The following is a 22583-nucleotide window of genomic DNA, read 5'->3' as shown; positions in this document are numbered from 1 at the left end:
ATCCGATTGGAACTAAACTGTTTTGCTTGCCCTAACTTTCCGCGATGGGGCTAGTTCTTGTCAACCGAAAATCTTTAGCGGGAATATTAGGAGTCGCAGATTTTTTCGGGGTCCTATGTAAGATATAGAAATCATTAAGGTCTTATCCATCATTAAACTCTTAAAAAGTTCTCAAAAAAGCCTTCTCTAAATTCAAAACTATCTAAAATTCTGACGGTCCTGTGTTTTTTGCCTATCTAAATTCCTGACAGTTTTCTGTCTATATAAAATCCCTTATAAGGTTTCAATCTAGCAATGGAGACTTTAATTATGAAGCTCGTTCACACTGTGACAGGTGCCTTGGTTCTTTTTAGTTCGTTAGCAGCCCATGCCGCTCCGGCAACCGCGATTACCAAAAAGATTTTAAGCCAAGGTGTTCCCGTTCAAGCGTATGAGAAGCTTGTGAAGTTTATGGATGAGTACCAGGGTCGCTCTTTCAATCAAGATACGTACACTTGTGAAGGACGTGATGCTTCGAGTGTTAAACCTTGCGAAGAAGAAAAACGCAGCCGTTCCAATAAAACCGTGACTCTCAATTCTCCAACGTATGTGGCTATAGTCGATTTCGGCTCACCCTCTTCACAGCGTCGCTTCTATCTTATCAATTTAAAAACCGGAGATGTGAACAAGTACTATGTCTCTCACGGGCTTGGCAGTGGAAATACAGATGTGCCAACGAAGTTTAGTAACATCAAAGACTCGAAGCAGACTTCTTTAGGGATGTATCTCACGGGAGAAGTCTACCAAGGTCATTACGGAAATACTCTGCGCATGTATGGTTTAGAGCGCTCCAATGATGAAGCCTACAATCGCGATATCGTTTTGCATGGCGCTTGGTATGTTGGGGAGGATTTCATTAACTCCGTCAACGAAAGAACTGGTCAGAAATATGGACGCTTGGGTGTGAGCTGGGGATGTCCTGCAGTTTCTCGGGCGATTGCTGATAGAATTATTCCTCTACTTAAGGGTGGAAGCTTGATCATGCACTATCACCCAACGTTGATGGATGAAGCTCTTTCTGGAAAAGAAGTCCGCGTCGGGCAAAAGTAATCACTTTATCTCAATTTGAAACATTTCCGGGCTCTCCTAGAGAGCCCAAACTGCAAAACCTGTTTTGGATGTTGTTCCGGATGTGGACGCAGCTCCTCTTCTTAAAATTCAAATCAGTTTTAAAATATTGAAGCCCTTTCAAGTGTTTAAATGTGAGCCAAGCTTGGTCTAGTTTTCCGAGAATTTGCTCTGTTTTAATAAAAATGACCCCGACTACCTATTAATTTTTCGTAAGTAATACCGAAAGGATAGTATCCGCATATTAAGCATAAGGAGTCTAACGTGGAGGACACAGTTAATGTTCCGGCACCAAGAACCCCTCTGAACCTAGAGGTTTCGTTTAAGCGCAACTATGCGCGTGAGCAAACCAGAGGCACGCTTAAAAATATCAGCATCACAGGAGCCTTTTTAGAATTTGTCGGTGGGGACGTGCGAGCCAACGAAAAGTTAAACTTAGTATTTATAGTTGCAGGTCGTGAGCGCAAAGTGGCTGCTCATGTGATCTGGACTAATTCAGTAGGCTGTGGAGTGAAATTCATGCCTGTGAATAACAGAGACGTTCAGATCGTCGACGACCTGATCTACTTCGTCGAGAATAGTCGGGAAGATCGAAGATCTGTGATGGATACGATCTTTAAAAAGGTCGGATAGAAAAAACACCAGTTCCGAAAAATAAAAAGAGCGAGTGCAAACTCGCTCTTTTCTTTTTTTACTCACTCTGGATTTTTTAATTATGTTCCTACGTGAGTGTTGTCCATCGCTTGTTGTTCAAGCTCTTTTTGTCTTCTTTTCTTTCTCATCACAATAAGAACTGCCAAACCTGCTGCCGCTAGACCAACAACCGCCAAAGCCATTGTTGTGTCGTTATCCATTCCACCCGCTGGAGCTTCTTCAGCCGCAGCATGATGTTGTTGCGGAGGAGCTGGTGGATTCACCGCCTCAACTGGAGGAGGAGGCGGAGGTGCCATTTGCTCTTGAGCAATATCTTGTGGAGGTGGTGGTGGCGGAGCCATTTCCATTCCAGGAGGTTGCTGCTCAGGCATAGGAGGTGGAGGAATTTCGCCTTGAGCTTGTTGGGGATGCATTGGCTCTGGTGGTGGCATTGCTGGAGCTTGTGGTTCTTGCGGAGGAGGCATTGAGTTGATCGCCTCTTCATGATGCTGCACCGGAGCAGCTGCAATCGCGCCACCTCTCCAGTAACGAAGTTCCGTACCTTCAGCAATATTGCCTTTTGAATCTACAGAGTTGCTTGACCATACTTCTTTCCAAGCATTGTCGTAACCCAAAAGATCCTTAGAAATTTTTCTGATGTTATCGCCAGATTTCGCCACGTAAACTTCTGGAGCCATTCCGTTGTCTTCGTAGTAAGTAATCATTCTTGAAGAATCATCAGAACGGTGTGGGGAGTTGTAATAAACCTTATCACCAGGACGCACATCGCGAGAAGCGAATGTTGGATTTCCTTTTTTCAACTCTTTCGTTTTATCCGCGCCGTAAATCATTTGGCTGATGCTCGCAAGAGAATCGCCAGGGCGTGCGAAGTAAACTGTGTTGTACCAAGTTTTTCCAACCTTCCAAGGAGCTGTTGCCACTTTTTGAAGAGGCGCACTTGCTTTCTTAGGAGCTTCGGAAGAACCATCCACAACTGTTGTTGAAGTCTCTGTTTTTGTAGAGCTTTCAACCATCGATGTTGTGTCTGTTGTTGCTGGAGTTGAATCAACAACTGTCGTTGAAGTTTCTGCTGGAGGTGGAACATCTGCCATCGTCGATTCAGCAAATGGATCCGCCGGCATTGTTTCTGTTGTTGTCGCTACATCTGTTTTTTCGGTTGTTGCTTGGCTTTCGCCAGGAGTGGATTCAGCTGTAGTTGTAGTTGTTTCAGTCGTTGTTGTCGTTTCACCCAACGCGTCTTCAGGAAGTTGATCACTTGCTAAAGAATTGTCTCCCGCGATTTCAAGTGCTTCGTCGCCTTCAAGTTTCTCTAGATCGGCAGAATCATAATCAGCTGCTACTTCTGAGTCCGCTTGACTATTTTTAGACGTACAGCTTGTTAGCTGGAAGGCCAGACCTAAGCACGCTAGTAAGACTACGAGTTTTTTCATCATGTGTTCATCCTTGAGTGATGCTATGAAACATACTGTTTCAGTTAAGCGTTATTAACAATTTAAAGCACAAGATAGAAGGCTTGCAAATATTAATCAAATCACTGGACTTTTGGGGTCACTGGATCTTGAGCTTGCTACCGAGCTTCACTTTATTTTTGTCGAACCAACCCTTATTCATCTCCAGTGCATACTTTGCGGGTTTCGCGCTCGGATACGAGGGAAGTTCCGCATCCGGAATTCCTTTACCAGAGACCATTTCCTGAACATCGATCAACGTGCCGTTTTTGTCGAAGTAGCCGATCGCGAGATCTATTAATGTATTCTTCATCCAAAAAAATCTCGTCTCTTCATTTTTAAATATAAAGAGCATTCCTTCATCTGGTCCCATTTTGTCTCTGAACATAAGTCCACGTTCGTGCTGATCAGGAGTCGACGCAACTTCTACGACCAAGGTCTTGCCACCCAAATTGATCTTCTTTTTTTCGAATTCTTTTGCGTGAGCAGAGAAAGATAAAAACAGTGAGAGGATTCCCACTGCGAAAAAATTTTTATTTGCGAAGCATCTCCAGAGCAACGCCATAACGAACTCCCTTTGTTGATACAACCATTCCTGGTAAGTTTAGCGCTTCAATCACGGCGAGTAAAATAGAAGCTCCGGCATAAATAATATCCGCTCTTCCGCCCAGGCCGTATTTCGTTTTCTTTTCTTCAACGGTGGTGTTAGCAAACTCATCCACCCAGTAAGCCAGGCGTTCCTTTTTTAAAAAGAAACCGTCGACCTTCTTTTCATCAAAACCACCGACTTCAATTGCCACCAACGACGTAGGCGTCCCGGCAACTGCAATGATTTGATCGATTTTTTCCTTTTTTAATTCGGGCAATACTGTTTGCAATTGTGTGTGGATGTATTGTTTTAGTTGTTCTCTTTCGTTTTGCGGAACAGGCTGTGTACTAATAAATTTTTCCGTCAAACGAACGCCGCCGATGTTCAGACTTTCTCCAAAAAGAATTTTTGAGCCTCGACCAGAAATAAGTTCTGTGGAGCCACCGCCAACATCAACCACGAGCGACGTCTTTTGATCGTCTGCCGAACCCGCCGTCGCTCCTTGATAAGTAATGCGGGCTTCGTCTTCGCCCGGAATAATTTCGATAGGGATTCCTAGATCTTCGCCGATCTTAAATAATTCTTTACCGTTTTTCGCATCCCGCGCGGCAGAGGTTGCCATAGCTAAAATACGATCAACTTTTTGCTCATCGATTTCCTTTTTAAACTCTGTAAGGCATGCGCGGGCTCTTGCAAGCGCGTCTGGATGAAATTCTCCGGTTTTATCGACACCCTGACCCAAACGTACAACTTGAACTAAATCTTTATGAACTTTTGTGATTCCTTTTTCCGTTCCTTCGGCAATAAGACATAGAAATGTATTTGTGCCTAAATCGAGAGCCGCCACTTTCATATTACTTTAATTTCTCCTGCAGAATTTTATTCACAAGCTCTGGGTTCGCCTGACCTTTTGACGCTTTCATCACGGCACCGACGAAAAATCCAAAGAGATTTTTCTTTTTACCTGTTTTGTGATCGTCTACGGCCTGAGCATTGTTGGCAAGAACCTCATCAATCAGTTTTTCAATTGCCGCCGGATCAGAAATTTGCACCAGACCCTTTTCTTTAACAACAGTTTCTGGATCTTTTCCAGAATCCCACATTTCCTGGAAAACAGCTTTCGCCATTTTTCCTGAAATTGTGCCGTTATCAATAAGCGCAATCATACGACCGAGTTGTTGGGGTTTAATTGGAGAGTCTTTAATGTCTTTATTCGCGGAATTAAGTTCGCGAATAAGTTCTGTCATGATCCAGTTGGAAGACGATTTAAAATTTTTGGATTCCTTCGCCGTTTCTTCATAAAAATCCGCCAGAGATTTTTCTGTTGTAAGCACCTGGGCATCCAATTCAGGAAGTGCGTGCTCATCTTGAAAACGCTTGGCACGCGCAATAGGTAGTTCCGGCAATTCCTTTTTATATTTCTCAATCATTTCTTCTGTGACAAATACAGGTAAAAGATCGGGATCTTGGAAGTAACGATAATCTTGAGCGTCTTCCTTGGTGCGCATTGAGAACGTGCGGTTCTTATCAGGGTCCCACAAGCGAGTTTCCTGAATAATTTTTTCTCCACGCTCGACAGCGTCGATTTGTCTTTCAATCTCAAACTCAATCGCTTTTTCAACAAAGCGGAAGGAGTTGATGTTCTTAATTTCAACTTTAGTTCCAAATTGTGGCGCACCAACTTTACGAACCGACACGTTACAGTCACAGCGCATAGAGCCTTCTTCAAGATTTCCATCGCAGACGTCAAGATAACGTACGATCTGGCGAATCGTTCTTCCGTATTCAGCGGCTTCCGCAGGACTGCGAATATCGGGACCCGAAACGACTTCAAGAAGGGGAATTCCTGAGCGGTTGTAGTTAATCAAAGTATGATCGCCGTGGTGAATGGACTTTCCCGCGTCTTCTTCCATGTGAGCTCGCGTGATGGACACCGTTTTTTCAACGCCATCGACCTTGAAAGTCACCTTGCCATTTTCACAAATCGGCTGGTCATATTGGGAAATTTGATAACCCTTAGGAAGATCCGGATAGAAATAATTTTTTCTTGCGAAAATAGATTTGCGACGAATATCGCAGCCAAGAGCAAGACCCGTTTTAATTGAATACTCGATCGCTTTTTTATTTACAACAGGCAAAGTGCCAGGCATTCCAACACTCACGGGGGAAGTATTTTCGTTGTCGCCCGCATTAAACTCAGTCGAATCCGCGCAAAAGATTTTTGTCGCAGTACTTAACTGTACGTGTATCTCAATACCGATGACGGCTTCAAAACCTCTATATGACATGGGGATTTTTTCCTTTCGCCGGAGAAGCACTTTCTAGCGCAAAACCAACATCGAGCATCTTCTGTTCTTCAAAGTGACTTGCCGTGAGCTGAATGCCAATAGGAAGACCGTCTTGAGACATTCCAAAAGGAACGCTCATTCCAGGAAGACCTGCAAGATTGGTCGATGTGGTGAAAATATCATTGAGGTACATTTCTAGAGGATCTGAAATGCGCTCACCAATTTTAAATGCCGGAGCCGTGGTCACAGGACTTAAAATAACATCGCAGTTCTTAAAGGCTTCCAGATATTGGTTCATGATCAAGCGACGAACTTGGCCTGCCTTATTGTAATAGGCATCATAGTAACCACTTGAAAGACAGTAGGTGCCCAGCATGATACGTCGTTTGACTTCTTTTCCAAAACCGAGGCCTCGGGTTCTTCCGTAGAATTCTTCAAGATCAATGGCAGAAAGATTTTTGAAATCAGCTCTAAATCCATATTTCACACCATCGTAGCGTGCAAGATTTGAAGAAGCTTCGCTTGCTGCCACAAGATAATAAACAGGAACGGCAAACTCTGTCATAGGAACAGAAACTTCAACAATCTCCGCTCCCATTTTTTTCAAGGTTTCAACAGAGTTTTCCACAGTCTTTTGCACGTCAGGGTGAAGGCTGCCGCTCATGTATTCTTTCATGAGGCCGATCTTCATTCCTTTCACATCGGCTTTTAGATTTTTACTCCAAGCCGGTACGGATCTTTGTGTTGTCGTAGAGTCGAATTCGTCAAAACCAGAAATCACTTCAAGAGTCAGCGCCGCATCTTTTACGGAGCTCACCATGGGACCTGCTTGGTCTAAGGAAGACGCATAAGCAATAATGCCATAGCGACTGACCCGGCCATAGGTTGGCTTCACGCCAACAATTCCACAAAAACTCGCCGGCTGACGAATAGAACCACCGGTGTCCGTTCCTAAAGTGCCCACCACTAGGCGCGAAGCTTGCGCTGCTGCAGAGCCACCTGATGAACCACCAGGAACACAGTCTAAGTTCCACGGGTTTTTTACAACACCATGAAAGGAGGTTTCATTGGAAGAACCCATCGCGAATTCATCCTGATTGAGTTTTCCTAAGACAACAATTCCTGCTTTTTTTAGTCGCGCCACAACAGTGGAGTCATAAGGCGGAACGAAGTTTTCTAAAATTTTTGATCCTGCGGTTGTCTTAAGTCCTTTTGTGCAAAACATTTCTTTAATACCAAAGGGAACTCCGGCTAAGACACCAAGATCTTCGCCTTTTGCCAATCTCGCGTCTAAAGCCTCTGCTTCATTTGCGGCGTTAGGATTTATCGACGTAAAGGAATTTAATTTTCCGTCAATGTTTTCAATACGTGTCTTAAAGTGGTGAGTGATTTCTTTTACACTCACTTTTTTTGTTTTTACGGCGTCGACAATTTCGCTCATGGAAGCAAACGTTAAATCCATTATCTTTAACCTCTAGACAACAGGTGGAACTTTAAACAGGTTTCCGGCTTTAGCAGGCGCGTTCGCCGTCATTTCTTCTGCGGAAAATTCTTGTTTAACGACATCTTCACGCCAAAAAGATTCGATTTCTGTAGGAGTGATTAAGGGTTCGATTCCCGCCGTATTGATTTTTGAAATAGTCTCGAAATGATTGAGAGCTTTTGCGAGCTGAGTGCTGTACTCTTGAGCTTCTTCGTCAGTGATATGGAGGCGGGCGAGCTTCGCGATATGCTCGATGGTCTTTTTATCAATCACGGGGAATTCTCCTTTTTCGAGAATGAATATTTAAAAAATACCCAGAAAAGAGGGCCCTCGTCACTCTTAGGTGGTGCATTTTTCGTGGGACCTAGACCTTTTCTATTTTGTATCAACGCCAAGCAGTGATAGATTCTTCCCATGTCTAAAAAACGCCACGAAGAGTTAAAAAAAATCATTTCTCAGCACGATTACAATTACTACGTTTTGGATCGTCCTACGATTACAGATTTCGAATACGACCAACTTTTTGATGAACTTCTAAAATTAGAAAAGACCGAAAAAAATCTCGATCTTTCAGATTCGCCATCCCAACGCGTGGGTGGCACACCTTTGGCCGCTTTTGAGAAGGCACCGCATAGATTGCCTATGTTATCGTTAGCAAACAGTTATTCGCCTGAGGACATCGTTGATTTTGATGAACGCGTAAAAAAATTCCTGAGCACCGATAAGGACATCGAGTATCTTTGCGAGCCCAAGTTTGACGGTCTTTCTATGGAGCTCATCTATGAACATGGCAATTTTGTAAGAGCTTTGACTCGTGGAGACGGAACTGTCGGTGAAGATGTAACCCAGGGCATCCGTACCATTAAAAGCATTCCGCTAAAACTTCATACTAAAAATCCCCCGGCTCTTTTAGAGGTGCGCGGAGAAGTTTTAATGTTTAAGCAAGACTTCGCAAAATTAAACGAAGCCCAACAAGAAAATGGGCAACAAACTTTTGCAAATCCGCGAAACGCCGCCGCGGGATCCGTGAGACAACTTGATGCCAAAATCACAGCATCGCGCCCTTTGCGCTTTTACGGATATGCCTTGGGGGCTGTTGACGGAATTGAATTTAAAAATCAGCAAGAGATTGAAAATTATTTCGCAGAAGTGGGCATTCCCTCTTTGCAAAAAAATGCTGACTTCGATTTGGTTCGCGTATGCGCGGGGCCTTTAGCTGTTGTTGATTACTATCACGAAGTAGAAAAACTTCGCCCGAGTCTCCCGTTTGATATTGATGGTATCGTTATCAAAGTAAATTCGCTAAGACTGCAAGATGATTTGGGCCTTGTCGCAAGAAGTCCGCGCTGGGCGACAGCGGCAAAGTTTAAACCCGAACAGGCACAAACCGTGATTGAAACCATTGCAATTCAAGTGGGTCGCACGGGAGCTCTTACGCCGGTGGCTATCATGTCCCCTGTAAAGGTGGGAGGCGTGACCGTCACAAATGCCACTCTTCACAATCAAGATGAAATCAATCGCAAAGACGTTCGTGTGGGTGACACGGTCGTTATTCAAAGAGCCGGTGATGTCATTCCTGAAGTCGTCTCTGTCGTTCTAGATAAGCGACCTAAAAATAGCAAACCTTTTGAAATGCCAACAGAGTGTCCTGCGTGCGGATCAGAAGTGCAAAAACTAGAAGGCGAAGTTGTCACTCGCTGTATAAATCCACTTTGCATCGCTATGGTGAAAGAGTCTTTAAAACACTTTGTCGCACGACGCGCGATGAATATCGATAAAGTGGGTGATCGTCTTATTGAAACCTTGGTCGACAATAAACTTCTTTCGCGTTTCTCTGATTTCTATCGCCTGACCAAAGAAGATATTTTGTCTTTAGAGCGCCAAGGGGATAAATCCGCAGAAAACGTGATTAACAGTATTGAAAACAGCAAACACCCGACATTGGCGCGTTTTATTTTTGCTCTGGGCATTCGCTTTGTTGGTGAACAGACCGCGAAACATTTGGCGGATCACTTCATCACGATTGATAATTTTATCAAGGCGGACGAAGAATCTCTTCTGCAGGTTCCAGAAATCGGCCCGAAGGTGGCAAAGGCTATCGAAGCTTGGACTTCCAACAAAGAACTCGTTAAAGAAGTTCACGATATGCAAAAGCTTGGTGTGAAAATCACAAATCCGGTCCGTTCTCAAGAAGGAGCACTTTCGGGAAAAAGTTTTCTGATCACAGGAACGTTGCCTGTCAAACGTGACGACGCCAAAGATTTCATTGAAAAAAATGGCGGAAAAATTTTAGGCTCTGTTTCTTCGAAATTAAATTACCTGGTTGTCGGTGATGACCCCGGCTCTAAGCTTGAAAAAGCTCAAAGCCTTGGCGTGACCGTCATCTCTTGGGAAGACTTACAAAAAATGATTTAACGAACGCCGGCGCGAGGGGCTGTGTCTTTGTTTGCTTGAACAAGCTCAGCCATTCTGCCGCGCAAGTGAGAGCATGTGGCGCCTAAATCCTTCACACTGTGTTCAATGCGTTTTTCGTTGTAGCCCCTTTTAGCAAAGTGGCTGCGCAAAGCACCTTCATCCTGCTGGCAAAGTGTATCCACACGACGAACAAGGGCGCGGTAAGACTGCGGATTGTTTCTCGCAAAGTCCAAAGCTTCTTTTGCGGGAGGAGATTTCTTTGCACACTCTTCTGTCGCATTTTTTGCGCGCACGGTGCAAATAGGTTTTCCCTCTTTCACCCCAAAGACGACAGGATTGCAAAGTACGGTGGCTTTTCCATCTTCTGTGTCACCTTGAATCGCGCCTTCTTTCGGAGGGGTTTTACAAGAGTAAGTGACTTTTTTTCCAGAAGCATCAAACACTTCTTTTTCAAAAACCGGACTGCAGTTTTTTCCTTGCAAAGCCCAGCCGGCGTAAATACAGGCTAAGCGATCTTTGGAAGTGACTTCGTCCACATCCAGGTTGTCATTGCTTTTAATGCCGCCAATATCGCCAAGCTCTTTAAGTTTATAATCTTCAACACGGCGATCATTGGATTTTCTCTCTAAAACAGCTCCCGTAGAATCGCGTTTTTCAAATGTTGTAATCGGGCCTGCGCCCGTTGGTTTTTCTACTTTGGCATCCGGACCCATATCGATGACTACAGGTTGAGACGACGAAGGAGTCACAACTTTTTTAACGACCGTGTCTCTGCGAATCACAGGCGTTTGAAACTCAAAAGCGCCGCCTTCTTCTTGAACGTGTTTTACATGTTCTTCGAGTTTTTTAACGTCGATACCAACACGAGCACCACGATAATCTTTGTTTTCAAATGCACGCATTAATTCTTGAGTAATTTTAGAGGAATCACTGTAAGCACCACTGGCAGAACATACATTCACACCACTGACTTCATCACCCGGACAGTAAATACAAATGCGCGAAGGACTTGAAAAGTTTCTTACTTGGCATTTTTCATCGGCTGCATAGGCTGGAGTCGACTGCGTAAGGAACTGAAAGGCCGCACAAAATTTTTGATTCGCCTGAAGACGCTCCATCATCCATGGAAAAATGGATGAATACTTCGGAGGTTTCGCACTGATCCGCTGACCGCTTTCAATCAGTTCAATATTATGGTTAAAAGCACGAAGTTCTTTAATCCAAGCTTCCTGATTTTCGGGAGTTAGAGCCCGAAATTCTTCGTAAGATAATGTGATTTTATCGGTGCTCTTATAAAGAGCCCCTTGAGCATGGACGTGGAACGTGCCGAGTGTTATCAACACAAAAAATAAAACCTTCATCTGCGATTTCCTTTTTTATGAATCCGTTTCTAAATATCGGAAAAGAAACGCCTTAACTTGAGGCACTGGATGAAGGTCTAGGTCACAAACATAAAAAAACCCACAGTCTTTGCAAACTGTGGGTTTAAATTTTTATTTAAGGTGATCCGCCAAGAATTAAATGTGGTCGATCACAATGTCGCGAGCCATAACAGTCTTACGACCGTCAGCTTTAGCACTCTCGACACCTTTCAAGCAAAGTTGCTCGATAGCTTTGCTAAGAACATCAATTGTCTCAGCAGAAGTGTTCATTTGACCTTTTTCCTTGATGAGTTTTTTCACTTTGCTTGTCACTACAAGTACGTCTGCCATGATTAAACCTCTCCATCCGTGTGTTTACCTCTAAAAGGTTTGCATAGGGTCTAGAAATTGACAATATGAAATCTTCTTGCGGCGCACTAATTCTACGCGCGTCCCGGGTTGATCAAAAGTTCTGACTTCCCATCCTCGAACCGGAAAAGTTCCGCCTGCCTTGAGCCGCTTTCCCCAGGAGAAATCCACACGAAAGTTTTCTGATCTAAGGGTTTCGTACATTCCACATCCAAAAACGCTGGTGACCAGCACCCACTGTTGAGGTGTTCTACAGAACCAATGATCTCATGGCGAGTATGGTGTGTATGCCCAAAAACAATGCGCTGCGCTTTCGTGATTGCACTCGCCATAGCTAACACGCGGTCATCCGGTTCTTTGTATCCCGAAACCAAAGAGGTTACTGATTTACTGTAGAAAAGGAAAAATGGAAGAAGCAGAAACAATGGAATGAACGCCCAGAAAAATGAAATCTCATAAACGGAGCGAACAAAAACCATCAATTGAAAGATTAAAAAGAAGGCGATGAAAATAATAAAAGCGCGATCCAGCCACAACTCACGAGCCAGCAAAAATGGGTTGCTCGCAGCTGGATCCACAAAAAGTTCTTTCAGCTCCCGCACCATGCGTGGCTCGGCATTGGCTTTTTCCGCAATATAAGAAACACGATCTTCAATTTTCAGCGGATTGCGAATCGGCGCTGCCAAACGATCAAAGAACGAGTGAAGGAGAGTCACCACCGCACCCCAGAACCACGTCAACACCAAACCAGGCTGTGCCTTTGCAACGTACTTAAAGAAAAAGCGGATGTATTCCGGCAAAGACATAATGTAGTTCGTGTCTACATGCGGATTAAAAAAACCCATACCGTTCATAATGTAGCGACACGCGAGATTTCCAAAAGGAAGTTTTAACGAAACAAAATTGTATCCACGCACAAAAGGATTCACCGGGTCTTCACACATGCAATACGGGTCGTATTGATTCCCGTGTTCAATCAAGGTGTCTTGATTGCTGATATAAAACCATTCAACAAAACGCACTTCCTGGCGTTTGTGTTCTGGCAAATTCAAATGACGATAGATTTCTTCCTGCACCTCGGGGAAGTGAAGTTCCAAGTCGTGATTTCCCATCACAAAAATCGCGCGATGGCCGCGCAGGATAAATTCTCTAAGGGCCCGCACAAATTCCGCGTGGTCTTTGAGAATGACTTCGATCTTAAAACGAGAGCGTTCTTCACGAGGATAAAGACCGCGATGTTTTTCAAGCCAACCGACATGAAACACCGGCTCATCAGGCAAACGCAGTACGCTATCAAAATCAAAAATGTCACCGTTCAACACCAGCTCAATAGGAGCCCCTTGAGCTTTTTCTTCAATGTGTTTAAGAAAGCTTTCAAAAACATCATCAAAAAAGAACTGACGTGTTTTAAATTTTTTCCACAACGGAAAGCGAACGCGAACCGGCTCTGCTTCTGTTAAATGCAAATCGCTAATGATCGCCGTGTACGGCGCCTTTTTAAAATCAGGAATCGGTTGTGAAAAAGAAGTGGGCAAATCTGCCTCCCAAGAATATGATCGTGCAGATGAACGAATTTATCAAGAACCTGAAGACTCCAATTGCAATTGTCGGTATGGGAAAAAGCGGGGAAGCCGCAAAACGCCTTCTTTTAAACTTGGGCGTTGCTCCGCAGTCGGTCCTCACATTTGATGGAAAACTTGAGACGGCGGACTTTAATGACCCCGAAGCTCTTATGGCCACGTCCCAACCACAAACATTGGTGGTTTCTCCAGGGGTTCCACTGACTTCAGCATGGATTCAGGCGGCACAAAAGAAGGGCGCTAAAATCACGAGCGAAATTTCTTTAGCTTGCTCATGTTTGACCACGGAGAAATTGATCGGAGTTACCGGGTCTGTCGGAAAAAGCACAACAGTCTCACTTTTAGGTGCAGGCCTTGAGGCTTTTTCTAAAACAGGCTTTGTCGGTGGAAACCTAGGAATTCCTTTTTCTGCCTATGCTGCTGACGTTCTTGAAAAGAAACGTCCTCGCGCTGACTGGATCGTTTTAGAACTATCTAGTTATCAACTCGAAAACTGCGAAAATCTAAAACTGGATTATTCTGCAATCACTTACTTTACTTCTAATCATCTTGAGCGTTACGACAACCTTGAGCACTATTACCGCACCAAGTGGAATATTCTGTCGCTGACAAAAAATGTGATGCTTTTAAATAGCGAAGGTGGCGACCTCGTTGAGTATTTTAAAATGAATCATCATGAACAGGTGAAAGTGGTTTCAAAAAAAGACCCTTTGCTTGCCAATCTTCATTTAGAAAAAGCGCAGCTTATCGGTCAGCACAATCAAGATAACTTGGCGCTGGCGTCGTCTTTGGCGCTTGCGGCGGGCTGGCCTTCGTCAGCAATTGAAGGCATGAAATCTTTTAAAGGACTTGTGCATCGCCTTGAAAATGTCGGAACGTTTAAAGGTGTTCGTTTTATTAACGACAGTAAAGCAACAGCTATGGACAGCGTTCTTATTGCGGCCACAGCGGCTTACGATACGCTCACAAATTCCGGAAAGTTATTTCTGCTTTTAGGAGGCAGAGATAAAAATCTTCCGTGGCAGGATTTAATCCCACTCAAAAACTTCAAGGGCGTGGAGTTTGTTTTCTTTGGTGAGTGCCGCGAGATCGCGCAAAAGAAATCTCTTTTACCCGGAGAATCCTTTGCAAAACTGGGTGAAGCGTTGGATTTCGTTTTCGGAAATGTGAAAACTCACGACACCGTTTTACTTAGTCCCGGCGGCACAAGCCTTGACGAATTTAAATCATTTGAAGATCGCGGAAATTTCTTTAAGAAAAAAGTCGAAGAGTTTGCGAAATAAAAATCTATTCGCGGAAAGTTAAGACAGAAAGCGAATTGGCATCGACAGGCAGCACGCGAGAATAAATCTTCTGCGTGCGGCTTCCAACAACCACAACTTCGTGAGTGTCTTCTGGTACATTGTAGAGAATAAATCCACCGCCAGCGATGCCTTTACGGTTTTGCAAGATACGACCTTGCATATCAAAGTATACGATATGACGAGGTTCAAAGTTGTCGTAAGCAGCTAGATAAACTTCAAAGTCCTCATCAGGAACAAATCCCACAATCACACCCGCACTTGCAGGATCATCAATTCGCAAGTAAGTCTTAATCGTGTTAAGCCATGACCAATGAACCAACGGCGCATGAATAAATGCATCGCTATCGTTATATAGATAACGGGCTGCTACATAATCCGCCCCTTCAGGCTGAATGCGCATCATACCTAAGCGACTGATGTGCGGAAGATTCACCGTTGCAACACCGTCTTGCACCTGCAGGTCTTCATTTAAGCTTTGCATAGTCACAAGGGCCGAACGGGCTTCACCAGTAAAGGCGTCGTACACCCGCAACGGAACTGCCTCTGTTTTAATTGTTGACTCAATATCGCCTTGAGCAACTGAGCCATCTTCAACAAGGACGTTTTGATATCCTAAAATAGAATTAGCTCTCGTTGCCAATAATGAGTGAAAGCCAGGGCTCACATCAACAAAAGCATAAAGCCCATTGTCGCTTGTGGCTTTCAGGTTAGGGTCCGGAAGCATGAACTGATTAAAATAAATAGGTAACAAGCTTTCGTCAGATTCAACAGCGACTTCAATTCCGGAAAGATTTTTTCCGTCTTGACTGACACGACCCCAGATCACCGTCGGCGCTCCATCAAAGGACTGAGTTCTTTGTTGAGCAACGATATCTTGAAGAGCTTGAATCATCGATTCCGGATAAAGTTGAGATTTAAACTCTGCGCCTGAAATTACAATGGAAGCTGTTTGCAAATGCTTCGGAGCTGCCGCACGCATCACCGTGCTCGAACCCTTTGTGACATTATCCATGGCGACATAACCGTCTTTTTTCACAGCCACCTCACTAGCACCTTTAACAAAGGTCACACGCGTTTGCGCAGGGGCAGCGTCGTTGGCTTTTGGATTGTAGGCGCTTGTCACGATTCCCGCAAAATCTGGATGTGGTTCGATACGAAGTTTTGGACCTTGCAGTGATTTCGTTTGTGAAGCCACCAAACGATTGAGTCTAAAAGATCCTTCACCCAAAGTTTTTCCATCTTTATCCACAAGACGGGCCACAATCGTTCCGGAAGTATCTTCAACATCAATATTATAAAGACCTTGTTGCAGATCCACGCGGCCCAATTCTTTTAAAATACCTTCATCACTGCGACGAACTTCAATATGATGTTCGTTTGTGACAGCTAAACCACCCGTGATTTCAAGAGGGCCCACGATAGAGCGCGAACCAGTTCCTCTTTCTTCTACTAAAGCATTTGAAGGAAGAAAGCCTTGGCCTTCGTCAGCAGGAGATGTATTTGGATTCCCACCTGAAGGAGCTTGTGAAGGGACGCTCTTATTTTCATGGTTATAATAAACTTGTGTCCGAGGAAGATCTGTATTCTTTTGACCTGAAGCAGAGGTGCCTGCCACATACACTCCATTCGGAGATGCCGCAGAAGGTGACGTGAGAGCACCTGATTTTTCAAGAACGTCTTTAGCCATCTCTGACCAAGTTTGCCCTTGCCAGTTTTCTGCCAAAACTTCGCTGCGTCTTTGCGCCTCTTGCAAACGAATCGCTTGAGCGCGAGGAAGTTGCTCCATCCAAGAATTGTCTTGAGCTGCTACTTCGCTTTGTTCGCCAGAAGGCTGAGGGTTGGAAGCATAGGTGGCCTCAGCCACGACTTTTTCAACATTCTTTTTTAGAACCATTTCCGGCAGTTCCACTTTTTGTGAGTAAAGAGGAGCTGTGGATTTTTCTGCCGCTAGATTTCTTGGCGTGATTTTTTCAATACGCGCCCACTCGTTAGCAACACGTTCTGATTCCAAAACTTCTTCGAAAGCGATGTGAGGTGGAGAATTTTTTTGAGCTTTAATGGTGAGGGCTTCATAAATAGGAATGAACTTCAAGCCACCTAATTGGCTTGACCAGCAAAAGCATCCCGCTATTACTGCCAACGGCAGAAGCCGTCGAAGTCGCATTCCTTGCAACAGTCACCTCATCTAAGAGAATAGTCATTCCTGACTATTCTCATGTTATTTAGAAAGAGCGGAAGTCGTCAATTACGTTGCGGGTGTCGCGACTTTGGTTAAGCGACTGGCGGATCTTTTCCGCAATCACGCCGGCTTTGTCGTCATCGCGATCTAGAAGGTCAAAACCACCTTCTTCATTACGACCTTCGACTAGGACCTCGACCTGAACGTCATAAGGGCGGCGGTCGCCAAGAACGGTGACATGGGTGTAATAACGTTCACGGGCCATGTCCATCTTCTCGATTATTTTATTTTTTTTATCGTAGAACTGAGAAAGAATCTCGCGCCCGTTTTGACTGACCGAGCGCGGCTCCCCAATCACGGCCATCACGGCGCGACGGGTTTCACTGACATTCAATGGAGTTTCTCGAATGATCACCCCACCAGTTCTGCAACTGGACAAAAGGAGGGTTGACGCTAAAAGAAAAAAACCAAGAACCTTCTTCATTACTTCTTAGCCTTGTTCCAATCATCCATAAACTGTTTGATGCCTTTGTCAGTAAGTGGATGGTGAGTCATTTGTTGCATAACCTTAAATGGAATAGTCGCGATATCCGCACCCATTTCAGCAGCGATTTGGATATGCATTGGGCTTCTTACGCTCGCAACCAAGACCTCAGTGTCAAAATCATAGTTTTGGTACATTTGAATAATCTGATCAACCATGACCATGCCTTCTTGGCCAATGTCATCAAGGCGACCTACGAATGGAGAAACCATTGTTGCTCCAGCTTTAGCAGCTAGCAATGCTTGCATTGGCGAGAAGACCAACGTGACGTTTGTCTTGATACCTTCTGCTTTGAATTTTTTTACAGCAATCATACCGTCTTCACACATTGGAACCTTCACAACAACGTTGGAAGCCAATTTCGCAAGCTCTTTACCCTCGCGGAACATTTCTTCCGCTTGAAGGCTGATGACTTCCGCAGAGACAGGTCCAGAAACTTCTTTGCAGATTTCTTTGATCACGTCGTGAAATGGTTTTCCTGATTTTGCAATCAAAGAAGGGTTTGTAGTTACACCATCAACCCAACCACGCATGTTGGCTTGTCTGATCTCTTCGATTTCTGCCGTGTCGATGAAAAACTTCATGGAAGCTCCCGTAAGGTAAGAATGTCTTTAAATATAACAATAAATTTGTATTCCGGGAGAGATTAAAAATCAACCAGGCTTTTACCCTGCATGAAAAACTCTGCCTGGTTCGCAGGCGGGGCTGATTTGGAAATCTCACTCAGATTTTTTTGATAAATAGGATGTTCGTACTGACCCCATGCTTCCGCCGCACAACGAATAATCAGAGGATCTTGATGAAGCTGCGGGTACGGAAGAGTCAACCGAGGCGACATCAGAATCATATCGTCAAACGTAAGAAGGGTGAGTTCCGAATGACTTTTTTTTGTGAGCCCTTGGGAGCCCGTTTCGCACAAAGAAAGAACCAGATGCAAAACCTGATCAACCCCGAGCTGAGTTTCAAAACGAATCACAAACTCCAGACGAGCACTCAAGTCCAAACGCTCCATCGTCAGGTAGCGTTTGTAGGCTGAAGAGATCGTGGCGATTTCTCCGCATTCAGCGAACTTTCTTAAAAGATTTTTTGCTTTTTCCACACCACCCACTAAATCAAGGGCGACATGAATCAGCGCTGAATGAAGAGTGGGGCTCATTTCTGTTTCCCAAAAAGAACGTCACGGATCTGATAAAGACCTGGTTTTTGTTTAACAAGCCATTCAGCAGCCTGAACAGCCCCTTTGGCAAACACAGTGCGATTTAAAGCGCTGTGCTCAAATGTCAGAACTTCTTCGTCACTCATGGAATAAATCTTGTGAACACCGAAAACGCCGCCACCACGAATTGCCAAAGGCTCTGGCAATTTTTTATTAACAGCCTTTTCCAGATTTTCCTGAAGTGTAATGGCAGTTCCTGACGGTTTATCTTTTTTGCGATTATGATGAATTTCTTCAATTTGAAAATCAAAATGAGAAATCGCCGCCAAAGATTTAAGAGCTTCATTTAAAACCGCAACACCCAAACTCATATTTGAAGACCACAAGACGGGGATTTTCTTTGCGTATTGTTCAAGAAGATCTTTTTCTTTTTTCGTAAAACCCGTCGTGCCACATACAACTGGCGTTTTGTTTTCAGCAGCTCTTTTAAGAACATCCTTCAAAGCATCCGGAGACGAAAAATCAATCCATACGTCCACGGCTTTGGCTTTTTTTGCATCCCATTTGTCATTACGACCAAATGGATAAAACACCTCGCAACCAGCGCTGTTTTCAATCACTTGGATAATTTCTTTACCCATGCGGCCGGAGGAGCCGACAAGACCTACTTTGATTTTCTTCACAGAACACCCACGCGTTGCATTTCAGCTTTCAATTTTTCTGTATGCTCAGGAGTGAGCTCCATCATCGGTAAACGCAATGAAGCAGATTCAATGATTCCCATCAAAGCCAACGCTTTTTTCACAGGGATTGGGTTGGCTTCCACAAAAAGTAAATTGATAAGATCCATGTATTTTTTGATATCCGCTTGCGCTTTATCAAACTGGCCTTCAAGCGCCCATTTTCTCCACTGAACCATTTGTTTTGGAATCACATGAGTCGCCACAGAAATCACACCATGACCGCCGGCCTGAAGGAAATCCACGTAAGTACCGTCATCACCAGAAAGCATCACAAAATCTTTTCCGCAAGCTTTGATGATTTCTTTTTCAAGATCAATTTTCCCTGACGCTTCTTTGATGCCAATAATACCTGGAACCTTCGAAAGATCGCCGATGGTTTTTGCTTCAAGAGACGTGATCGTGCGACCAGGAACATTGTAAAGAAGCGTTGGAATTTTCACAGACGTCGCAACAGTTTTAAAGTGCTCATACAAACCACGTTGCGGCGGTTTATTGTAATAAGGCACAACTACTAAAAGAGCATCACCACCCAGGGCTTCCGCTTTTTTAGAGTCTTCAATTGTTTTTGCTGTGCTGTTAGAACCTGTACCGATAATCAAAGGGACTTTATCGCCGCAGAAAGAGCGAATGTGTTTAAATAACTCAGCGACTTCTTCTGAAGACAGCGTCGGGCTTTCCGCTGTTGTTCCATTCACAACAAAACCATCAACGCCGCCATCGAGTTGTTGTTTCAACAGACGATCCAAAGACGCATAATCAATTTTGTCATTTTTAAACGGTGTTATTAAAGCTGTAAACGTGCCTTTGAAATTTTTCATCCGACCACCTCAAGATTGTATTTAAATTCTCCAACAAAAACGGCGTCACCAATCATCAATGGATGAGAGTCGCCTTCTAAGAAAACTACCTGCATAAGGCCGCCAGGCATTTGCACTTCCACTTGTTTTTCGGAAGTCTCTTTTGCATACACCAAAGCCGCCGCAACAGCACCTGTGCCGCAAGCCAATGTGTAATCTTCCACACCGCGCTCAAAAGTAACAGCTTTGATTTTTCCACGGCTGTCTTCCGCATAGAAAGTGACATTGGCTCCCGAAGGACGCAAATCATGGTGAGAGCGTGCTTCTCGGGCCATTTCTTTCAGTGACGTCGCATCGGCGATATTGTGAATTTTTTGAACCAAATGCGGAACTCCGGTGTTCACCAACGCAAACTCTTCTGTAGAGCTGGATTTCGTTTTAAGTTCAATGCGCTCTTGAATGAAGCGAGCTTCTGGCATACGCACGCGGATTTTTCCATCACCTAAAATTTGTGCTGTGACAAGGCCTGCGCCTGTTTTAAATTTCAGCGTGCTTTTTTCTGGATTTGAACTTTCTAGATTTTCATAACAAAAACGGGCGGCACAACGAGCGGCATTGCCACACATTTCTGCTGTCGAGCCATCGTTATTGTAAAAGTCCCAAACAAAATCAAAACCGTCGCCACCGGATTGAATAAGAAGAAGGCCATCAGTACTCACACCTAAAACACGATCGCAAACAAGTTTTGCGAAATTCGCGCGAGTCATGCCAAGATGTTTTTCGATGTCTTCCCAGGCAGATCCCTTGCGCGCATCAATCAAAGAAAACGTATTTCCTGCTCCCGACATTTTTGTGATGGTCACAGGCAGGAAGTTTTTCATCGCTCCTCCGTCTCAGCTGAAGAACTGTCCTCTTGATCGCGAGTTGTGGATTTTTTCGTGGGTTTCTTTTGAGCGTCTTTAAAAGTAGGTTCACCGCGTCCCAGCGGCGCGGGGTTGAGGGGTGGCAAAGGACGGCCTTTCACTCCACAACCCAGTGGCAATAAGAAAACCAAAATGAGGGCTATTTTATTCAGACGTTCCATTCATCCCCTTAAGCTCGCTTTCCACCTCAGTTAGGCGGCGGCAAAGCATGGGGTCTATCATATACTGTCTATACTGGTTCGCTGAAATGTTTTTGCAGGTCATCACGTATTTCTGAGCAATGTCTAGATTCGACTTTTTCTGCGCTTGATCGAACTTCCAGATCCAATAGAAAGACTCTGGGTACTTTTCGTCGGCTTTTTTCAGAGTTCCGAGGACCTCTTGCGCCTTTGTAAGGTTTTTAGCAGACAAAAACTTATCCATTTCCAAAGCCAGCCAGAACTTTTGCTGCGGAGACTTCTTCATCGCCACAGTATCCGCGACCTTTTGGTATTCAAGCCATTTTCCCTGGCAGGCAAGGGCTTGAGCCATACTCAGTTTTAAATCTTCATCAAAACTCACTAGCGTGAGTTGTTTTTGTACAGCCTCCTGCGCATTTTTGCAGTCACCTTTAGCAATCATCAAACGCGCAAGCTCATTCACGATGGACAAATTATCGGGCTCAATGCGCGAAGCTTCGCTCACTTTATCCAACGCCTGGTTCACGTCGGTTTTGCGCAAAGAAACACCGGTTTCAAAAAGTTGTTGGGCTTTATCGCTAAAAAATATAGTCGAGACTTCAGCGACGGTTTTTTTAAGTTCGGCAACGGCTTGGGGACGAGTTTCTTTTTGAATAGCGCTTGAGAGAATGTTCAAAGCCTGCTGGCGATCCCGCTGCAAACTTAAGTTGTACGCTTTTTCGATAATATCTTTGTAGGTCTCAGACTTACCGTTTTTTGTCTGAGCAAAAAGAGAAGGGCCAGAAAAGAGAAGAGCCACCCCAAGGGTGGCTCTTAGCAAAACCAATTTCATTAATTAGTTCTTTTTGAAAGATTTCAAAACAACAGTCACTTCGCCGAATTGGCTTGGAGCAACTTGTTTCAACATACCAGAAAGTGGAACTTGCTCTGGGTTGATCCATGCGTTGATTTCAGCGTTTTGCTCTTTGTCTTTAAGACGAGCGTGGATGCAATCGAAAGTTCCAGCAGGAACAGTGATTCTGTCTTCTTTAACGTCGATAACTTCAACATCTTGTTTTGGTGGTTGTTGTTCTTTACCGTTAACGATCATTTTTTTGATTTCACCAGTGTTTGGATCGATCAAAGTTTCAACTTTTTGTTTTCCAGCGAAACCAAGATCCATGTTTTGATCCATCCAGATGCCATCAGCAGCAACTGAACGAACTGCCATCGTCATAGATCCTTTGATGAATCCCATGTCGATGTTGTAGTTAGCTTGGTCGCCAACTTTCCAGTCCAAACCCATTGTTTGAGCTTGATCCATGATCGCTGCGTTTTGGATGTTCGCAACAACTTCAACTGCAGACGGAGCTGCAACTGCATTGATAGAGAATGCAAGACCTAGAACGGCAATAAGAGCCTTAACCATAAATTCCTCCTTGAATGGTTTTTCTTTTTCGTTGTGTATTAATCACACCACGACCA

At 44.3% G+C, this 22583-nt stretch carries 23 protein-coding genes; 4 read left to right on the top strand and 19 right to left on the bottom strand.

Features of this window, described 5'->3' with window-relative positions:
• The first annotated feature begins 309 nt into the window (after window positions 1-309).
• The gene (locus ACLSSO_RS00295) at window positions 310-1089 is read left to right on the top strand and encodes a murein L,D-transpeptidase catalytic domain family protein (protein WP_295902105.1); all 780 of its coding nucleotides are present in this window, start codon (window positions 310-312) and stop codon (window positions 1087-1089) included.
• Window positions 1090-1371: 282 nt separating this feature from the next.
• Window positions 1372-1740 carry a PilZ domain-containing protein gene (locus tag ACLSSO_RS00290; protein WP_295902108.1) on the top strand — a complete coding sequence of 123 codons (369 nt, stop codon included), beginning with the start codon at window positions 1372-1374 and terminating at the stop codon, window positions 1738-1740.
• An 80-nt stretch (window positions 1741-1820) separates the two neighbouring features.
• Here ACLSSO_RS00290 and ACLSSO_RS00285 read toward each other — a convergent pair whose 3' ends face one another.
• From ACLSSO_RS00285 to gatC, 6 genes are all read right to left on the bottom strand, one after another.
• A complete protein-coding gene (locus tag ACLSSO_RS00285; RefSeq protein ID WP_295902111.1) occupies window positions 1821-3194 on the bottom strand; it encodes a LysM peptidoglycan-binding domain-containing protein in 1374 nt (457 codons plus the stop codon).
• A gap of 115 nt (window positions 3195-3309) precedes the next feature.
• Window positions 3310-3774, bottom strand: coding sequence for a DUF192 domain-containing protein (locus ACLSSO_RS00280; RefSeq protein ID WP_295902114.1), 465 nt, complete (start codon window positions 3772-3774; stop codon window positions 3310-3312).
• The gene (locus ACLSSO_RS00275; protein WP_295902117.1) at window positions 3743-4651 is read right to left on the bottom strand and encodes a Ppx/GppA phosphatase family protein; all 909 of its coding nucleotides are present in this window, start codon (window positions 4649-4651) and stop codon (window positions 3743-3745) included. Before ACLSSO_RS00275 ends, ACLSSO_RS00280 begins: the two co-directional genes overlap by 32 nt.
• A 1-nt stretch (window position 4652) precedes the next feature.
• Complete coding sequence (gatB, locus tag ACLSSO_RS00270; protein WP_413943738.1) at window positions 4653-6086, bottom strand: Asp-tRNA(Asn)/Glu-tRNA(Gln) amidotransferase subunit GatB; 1434 nt, start codon at window positions 6084-6086, stop codon at window positions 4653-4655.
• Window positions 6076-7548: an Asp-tRNA(Asn)/Glu-tRNA(Gln) amidotransferase subunit GatA gene (gene gatA / locus ACLSSO_RS00265; RefSeq protein WP_295902123.1), complete on the bottom strand. Its 1473-nt coding sequence runs from the start codon at window positions 7546-7548 to the stop codon at window positions 6076-6078. Before gatA ends, gatB begins: the two co-directional genes overlap by 11 nt.
• A 12-nt stretch (window positions 7549-7560) precedes the next feature.
• Window positions 7561-7842, bottom strand: a complete 282-nt coding sequence (gene gatC, locus ACLSSO_RS00260; protein WP_295902126.1) for an Asp-tRNA(Asn)/Glu-tRNA(Gln) amidotransferase subunit GatC — start codon at window positions 7840-7842, stop codon at window positions 7561-7563.
• 141 nt (window positions 7843-7983) lie between these two features.
• On the opposite strand from gatC, the gene ligA reads away from it, so the two are divergent.
• Window positions 7984-9984: an NAD-dependent DNA ligase LigA gene (ligA, locus tag ACLSSO_RS00255; RefSeq protein ID WP_295902130.1), complete on the top strand. Its 2001-nt coding sequence runs from the start codon at window positions 7984-7986 to the stop codon at window positions 9982-9984.
• Here ligA and ACLSSO_RS00250 read toward each other — a convergent pair.
• From ACLSSO_RS00250 to ACLSSO_RS00240, 3 genes are all read right to left on the bottom strand, one after another.
• Window positions 9981-11345 (bottom strand): hypothetical protein, encoded by a 1365-nt coding sequence (locus ACLSSO_RS00250; protein WP_295902133.1) that lies wholly within the window; start codon window positions 11343-11345, stop codon window positions 9981-9983. The two genes, ligA and ACLSSO_RS00250, sit on opposite strands and share 4 nt — an antisense overlap.
• 156 nt (window positions 11346-11501) lie before the next feature.
• Window positions 11502-11696: a histone-like protein gene (locus ACLSSO_RS00245; RefSeq protein WP_295902137.1), complete on the bottom strand. Its 195-nt coding sequence runs from the start codon at window positions 11694-11696 to the stop codon at window positions 11502-11504.
• Window positions 11697-11788: 92 nt separating this feature from the next.
• Window positions 11789-13249: a metallophosphoesterase gene (locus tag ACLSSO_RS00240; protein ID WP_413943737.1), complete on the bottom strand. Its 1461-nt coding sequence runs from the start codon at window positions 13247-13249 to the stop codon at window positions 11789-11791.
• On the opposite strand from ACLSSO_RS00240, the gene murD reads away from it, so the two are divergent.
• Window positions 13231-14577 carry a UDP-N-acetylmuramoyl-L-alanine--D-glutamate ligase gene (murD, locus tag ACLSSO_RS00235; RefSeq protein WP_413943736.1) on the top strand — a complete coding sequence of 449 codons (1347 nt, stop codon included), beginning with the start codon at window positions 13231-13233 and terminating at the stop codon, window positions 14575-14577. The genes ACLSSO_RS00240 and murD overlap by 19 nt on opposite strands.
• A 4-nt stretch (window positions 14578-14581) precedes the next feature.
• Here murD and ACLSSO_RS00230 read toward each other — a convergent pair whose 3' ends face one another.
• The 10 genes from ACLSSO_RS00230 to ACLSSO_RS00185 all read right to left on the bottom strand — a co-directional run bounded on the left by ACLSSO_RS00230 (window position 14582) and on the right by ACLSSO_RS00185 (window position 22527).
• Window positions 14582-16690, bottom strand: coding sequence for a hypothetical protein (locus tag ACLSSO_RS00230; protein WP_295902145.1), 2109 nt, complete (start codon window positions 16688-16690; stop codon window positions 14582-14584).
• A 130-nt stretch (window positions 16691-16820) separates the two neighbouring features.
• Window positions 16821-17261, bottom strand: a complete 441-nt coding sequence (locus ACLSSO_RS00225) for a hypothetical protein (protein WP_413943735.1) — start codon at window positions 17259-17261, stop codon at window positions 16821-16823.
• Window positions 17261-17905, bottom strand: coding sequence for a fructose-6-phosphate aldolase (fsa, locus tag ACLSSO_RS00220; protein WP_295902149.1), 645 nt, complete (start codon window positions 17903-17905; stop codon window positions 17261-17263). Before fsa ends, ACLSSO_RS00225 begins: the two co-directional genes overlap by 1 nt.
• A gap of 62 nt (window positions 17906-17967) precedes the next feature.
• Complete coding sequence (locus tag ACLSSO_RS00215) at window positions 17968-18477, bottom strand: hypothetical protein (protein WP_295902152.1); 510 nt, start codon at window positions 18475-18477, stop codon at window positions 17968-17970.
• Entirely contained in the window at window positions 18474-19160 is a 687-nt protein-coding gene (locus ACLSSO_RS00210) for a 4-hydroxy-tetrahydrodipicolinate reductase (RefSeq protein ID WP_413943734.1), read from the bottom strand. Before ACLSSO_RS00210 ends, ACLSSO_RS00215 begins: the two co-directional genes overlap by 4 nt.
• Window positions 19157-20038 carry a 4-hydroxy-tetrahydrodipicolinate synthase gene (dapA, locus tag ACLSSO_RS00205; RefSeq protein ID WP_413943733.1) on the bottom strand — a complete coding sequence of 294 codons (882 nt, stop codon included), beginning with the start codon at window positions 20036-20038 and terminating at the stop codon, window positions 19157-19159. The genes ACLSSO_RS00210 and dapA overlap by 4 nt, the downstream gene beginning before the upstream one ends.
• Window positions 20035-20898 (bottom strand): diaminopimelate epimerase, encoded by an 864-nt coding sequence (gene dapF / locus ACLSSO_RS00200; protein ID WP_295905833.1) that lies wholly within the window; start codon window positions 20896-20898, stop codon window positions 20035-20037. Before dapF ends, dapA begins: the two co-directional genes overlap by 4 nt.
• Entirely contained in the window at window positions 20895-21101 is a 207-nt protein-coding gene (locus ACLSSO_RS00195; protein ID WP_295905834.1) for a hypothetical protein, read from the bottom strand. The genes dapF and ACLSSO_RS00195 overlap by 4 nt, the downstream gene beginning before the upstream one ends.
• Entirely contained in the window at window positions 21085-21951 is an 867-nt protein-coding gene (locus ACLSSO_RS00190) for a tetratricopeptide repeat protein (protein WP_413943732.1), read from the bottom strand. Before ACLSSO_RS00190 ends, ACLSSO_RS00195 begins: the two co-directional genes overlap by 17 nt.
• Before the next feature lie 3 nt (window positions 21952-21954).
• On the bottom strand, window positions 21955-22527 hold the full coding sequence (locus ACLSSO_RS00185; protein WP_295905836.1) for a hypothetical protein: 573 nt from the start codon (window positions 22525-22527) through the stop codon (window positions 21955-21957).
• Between the last annotated feature and the right edge of the window lie 56 nt (window positions 22528-22583).

The sequence above is a fragment of the Bdellovibrio sp. HCB-162 genome (assembly GCF_047344985.1).
Classification (GTDB): domain Bacteria; phylum Bdellovibrionota; class Bdellovibrionia; order Bdellovibrionales; family Bdellovibrionaceae; genus Bdellovibrio.
Note: the sequence above shows the minus strand (reverse complement) of the source record. Positions and strands in the feature narration are given on the sequence as shown.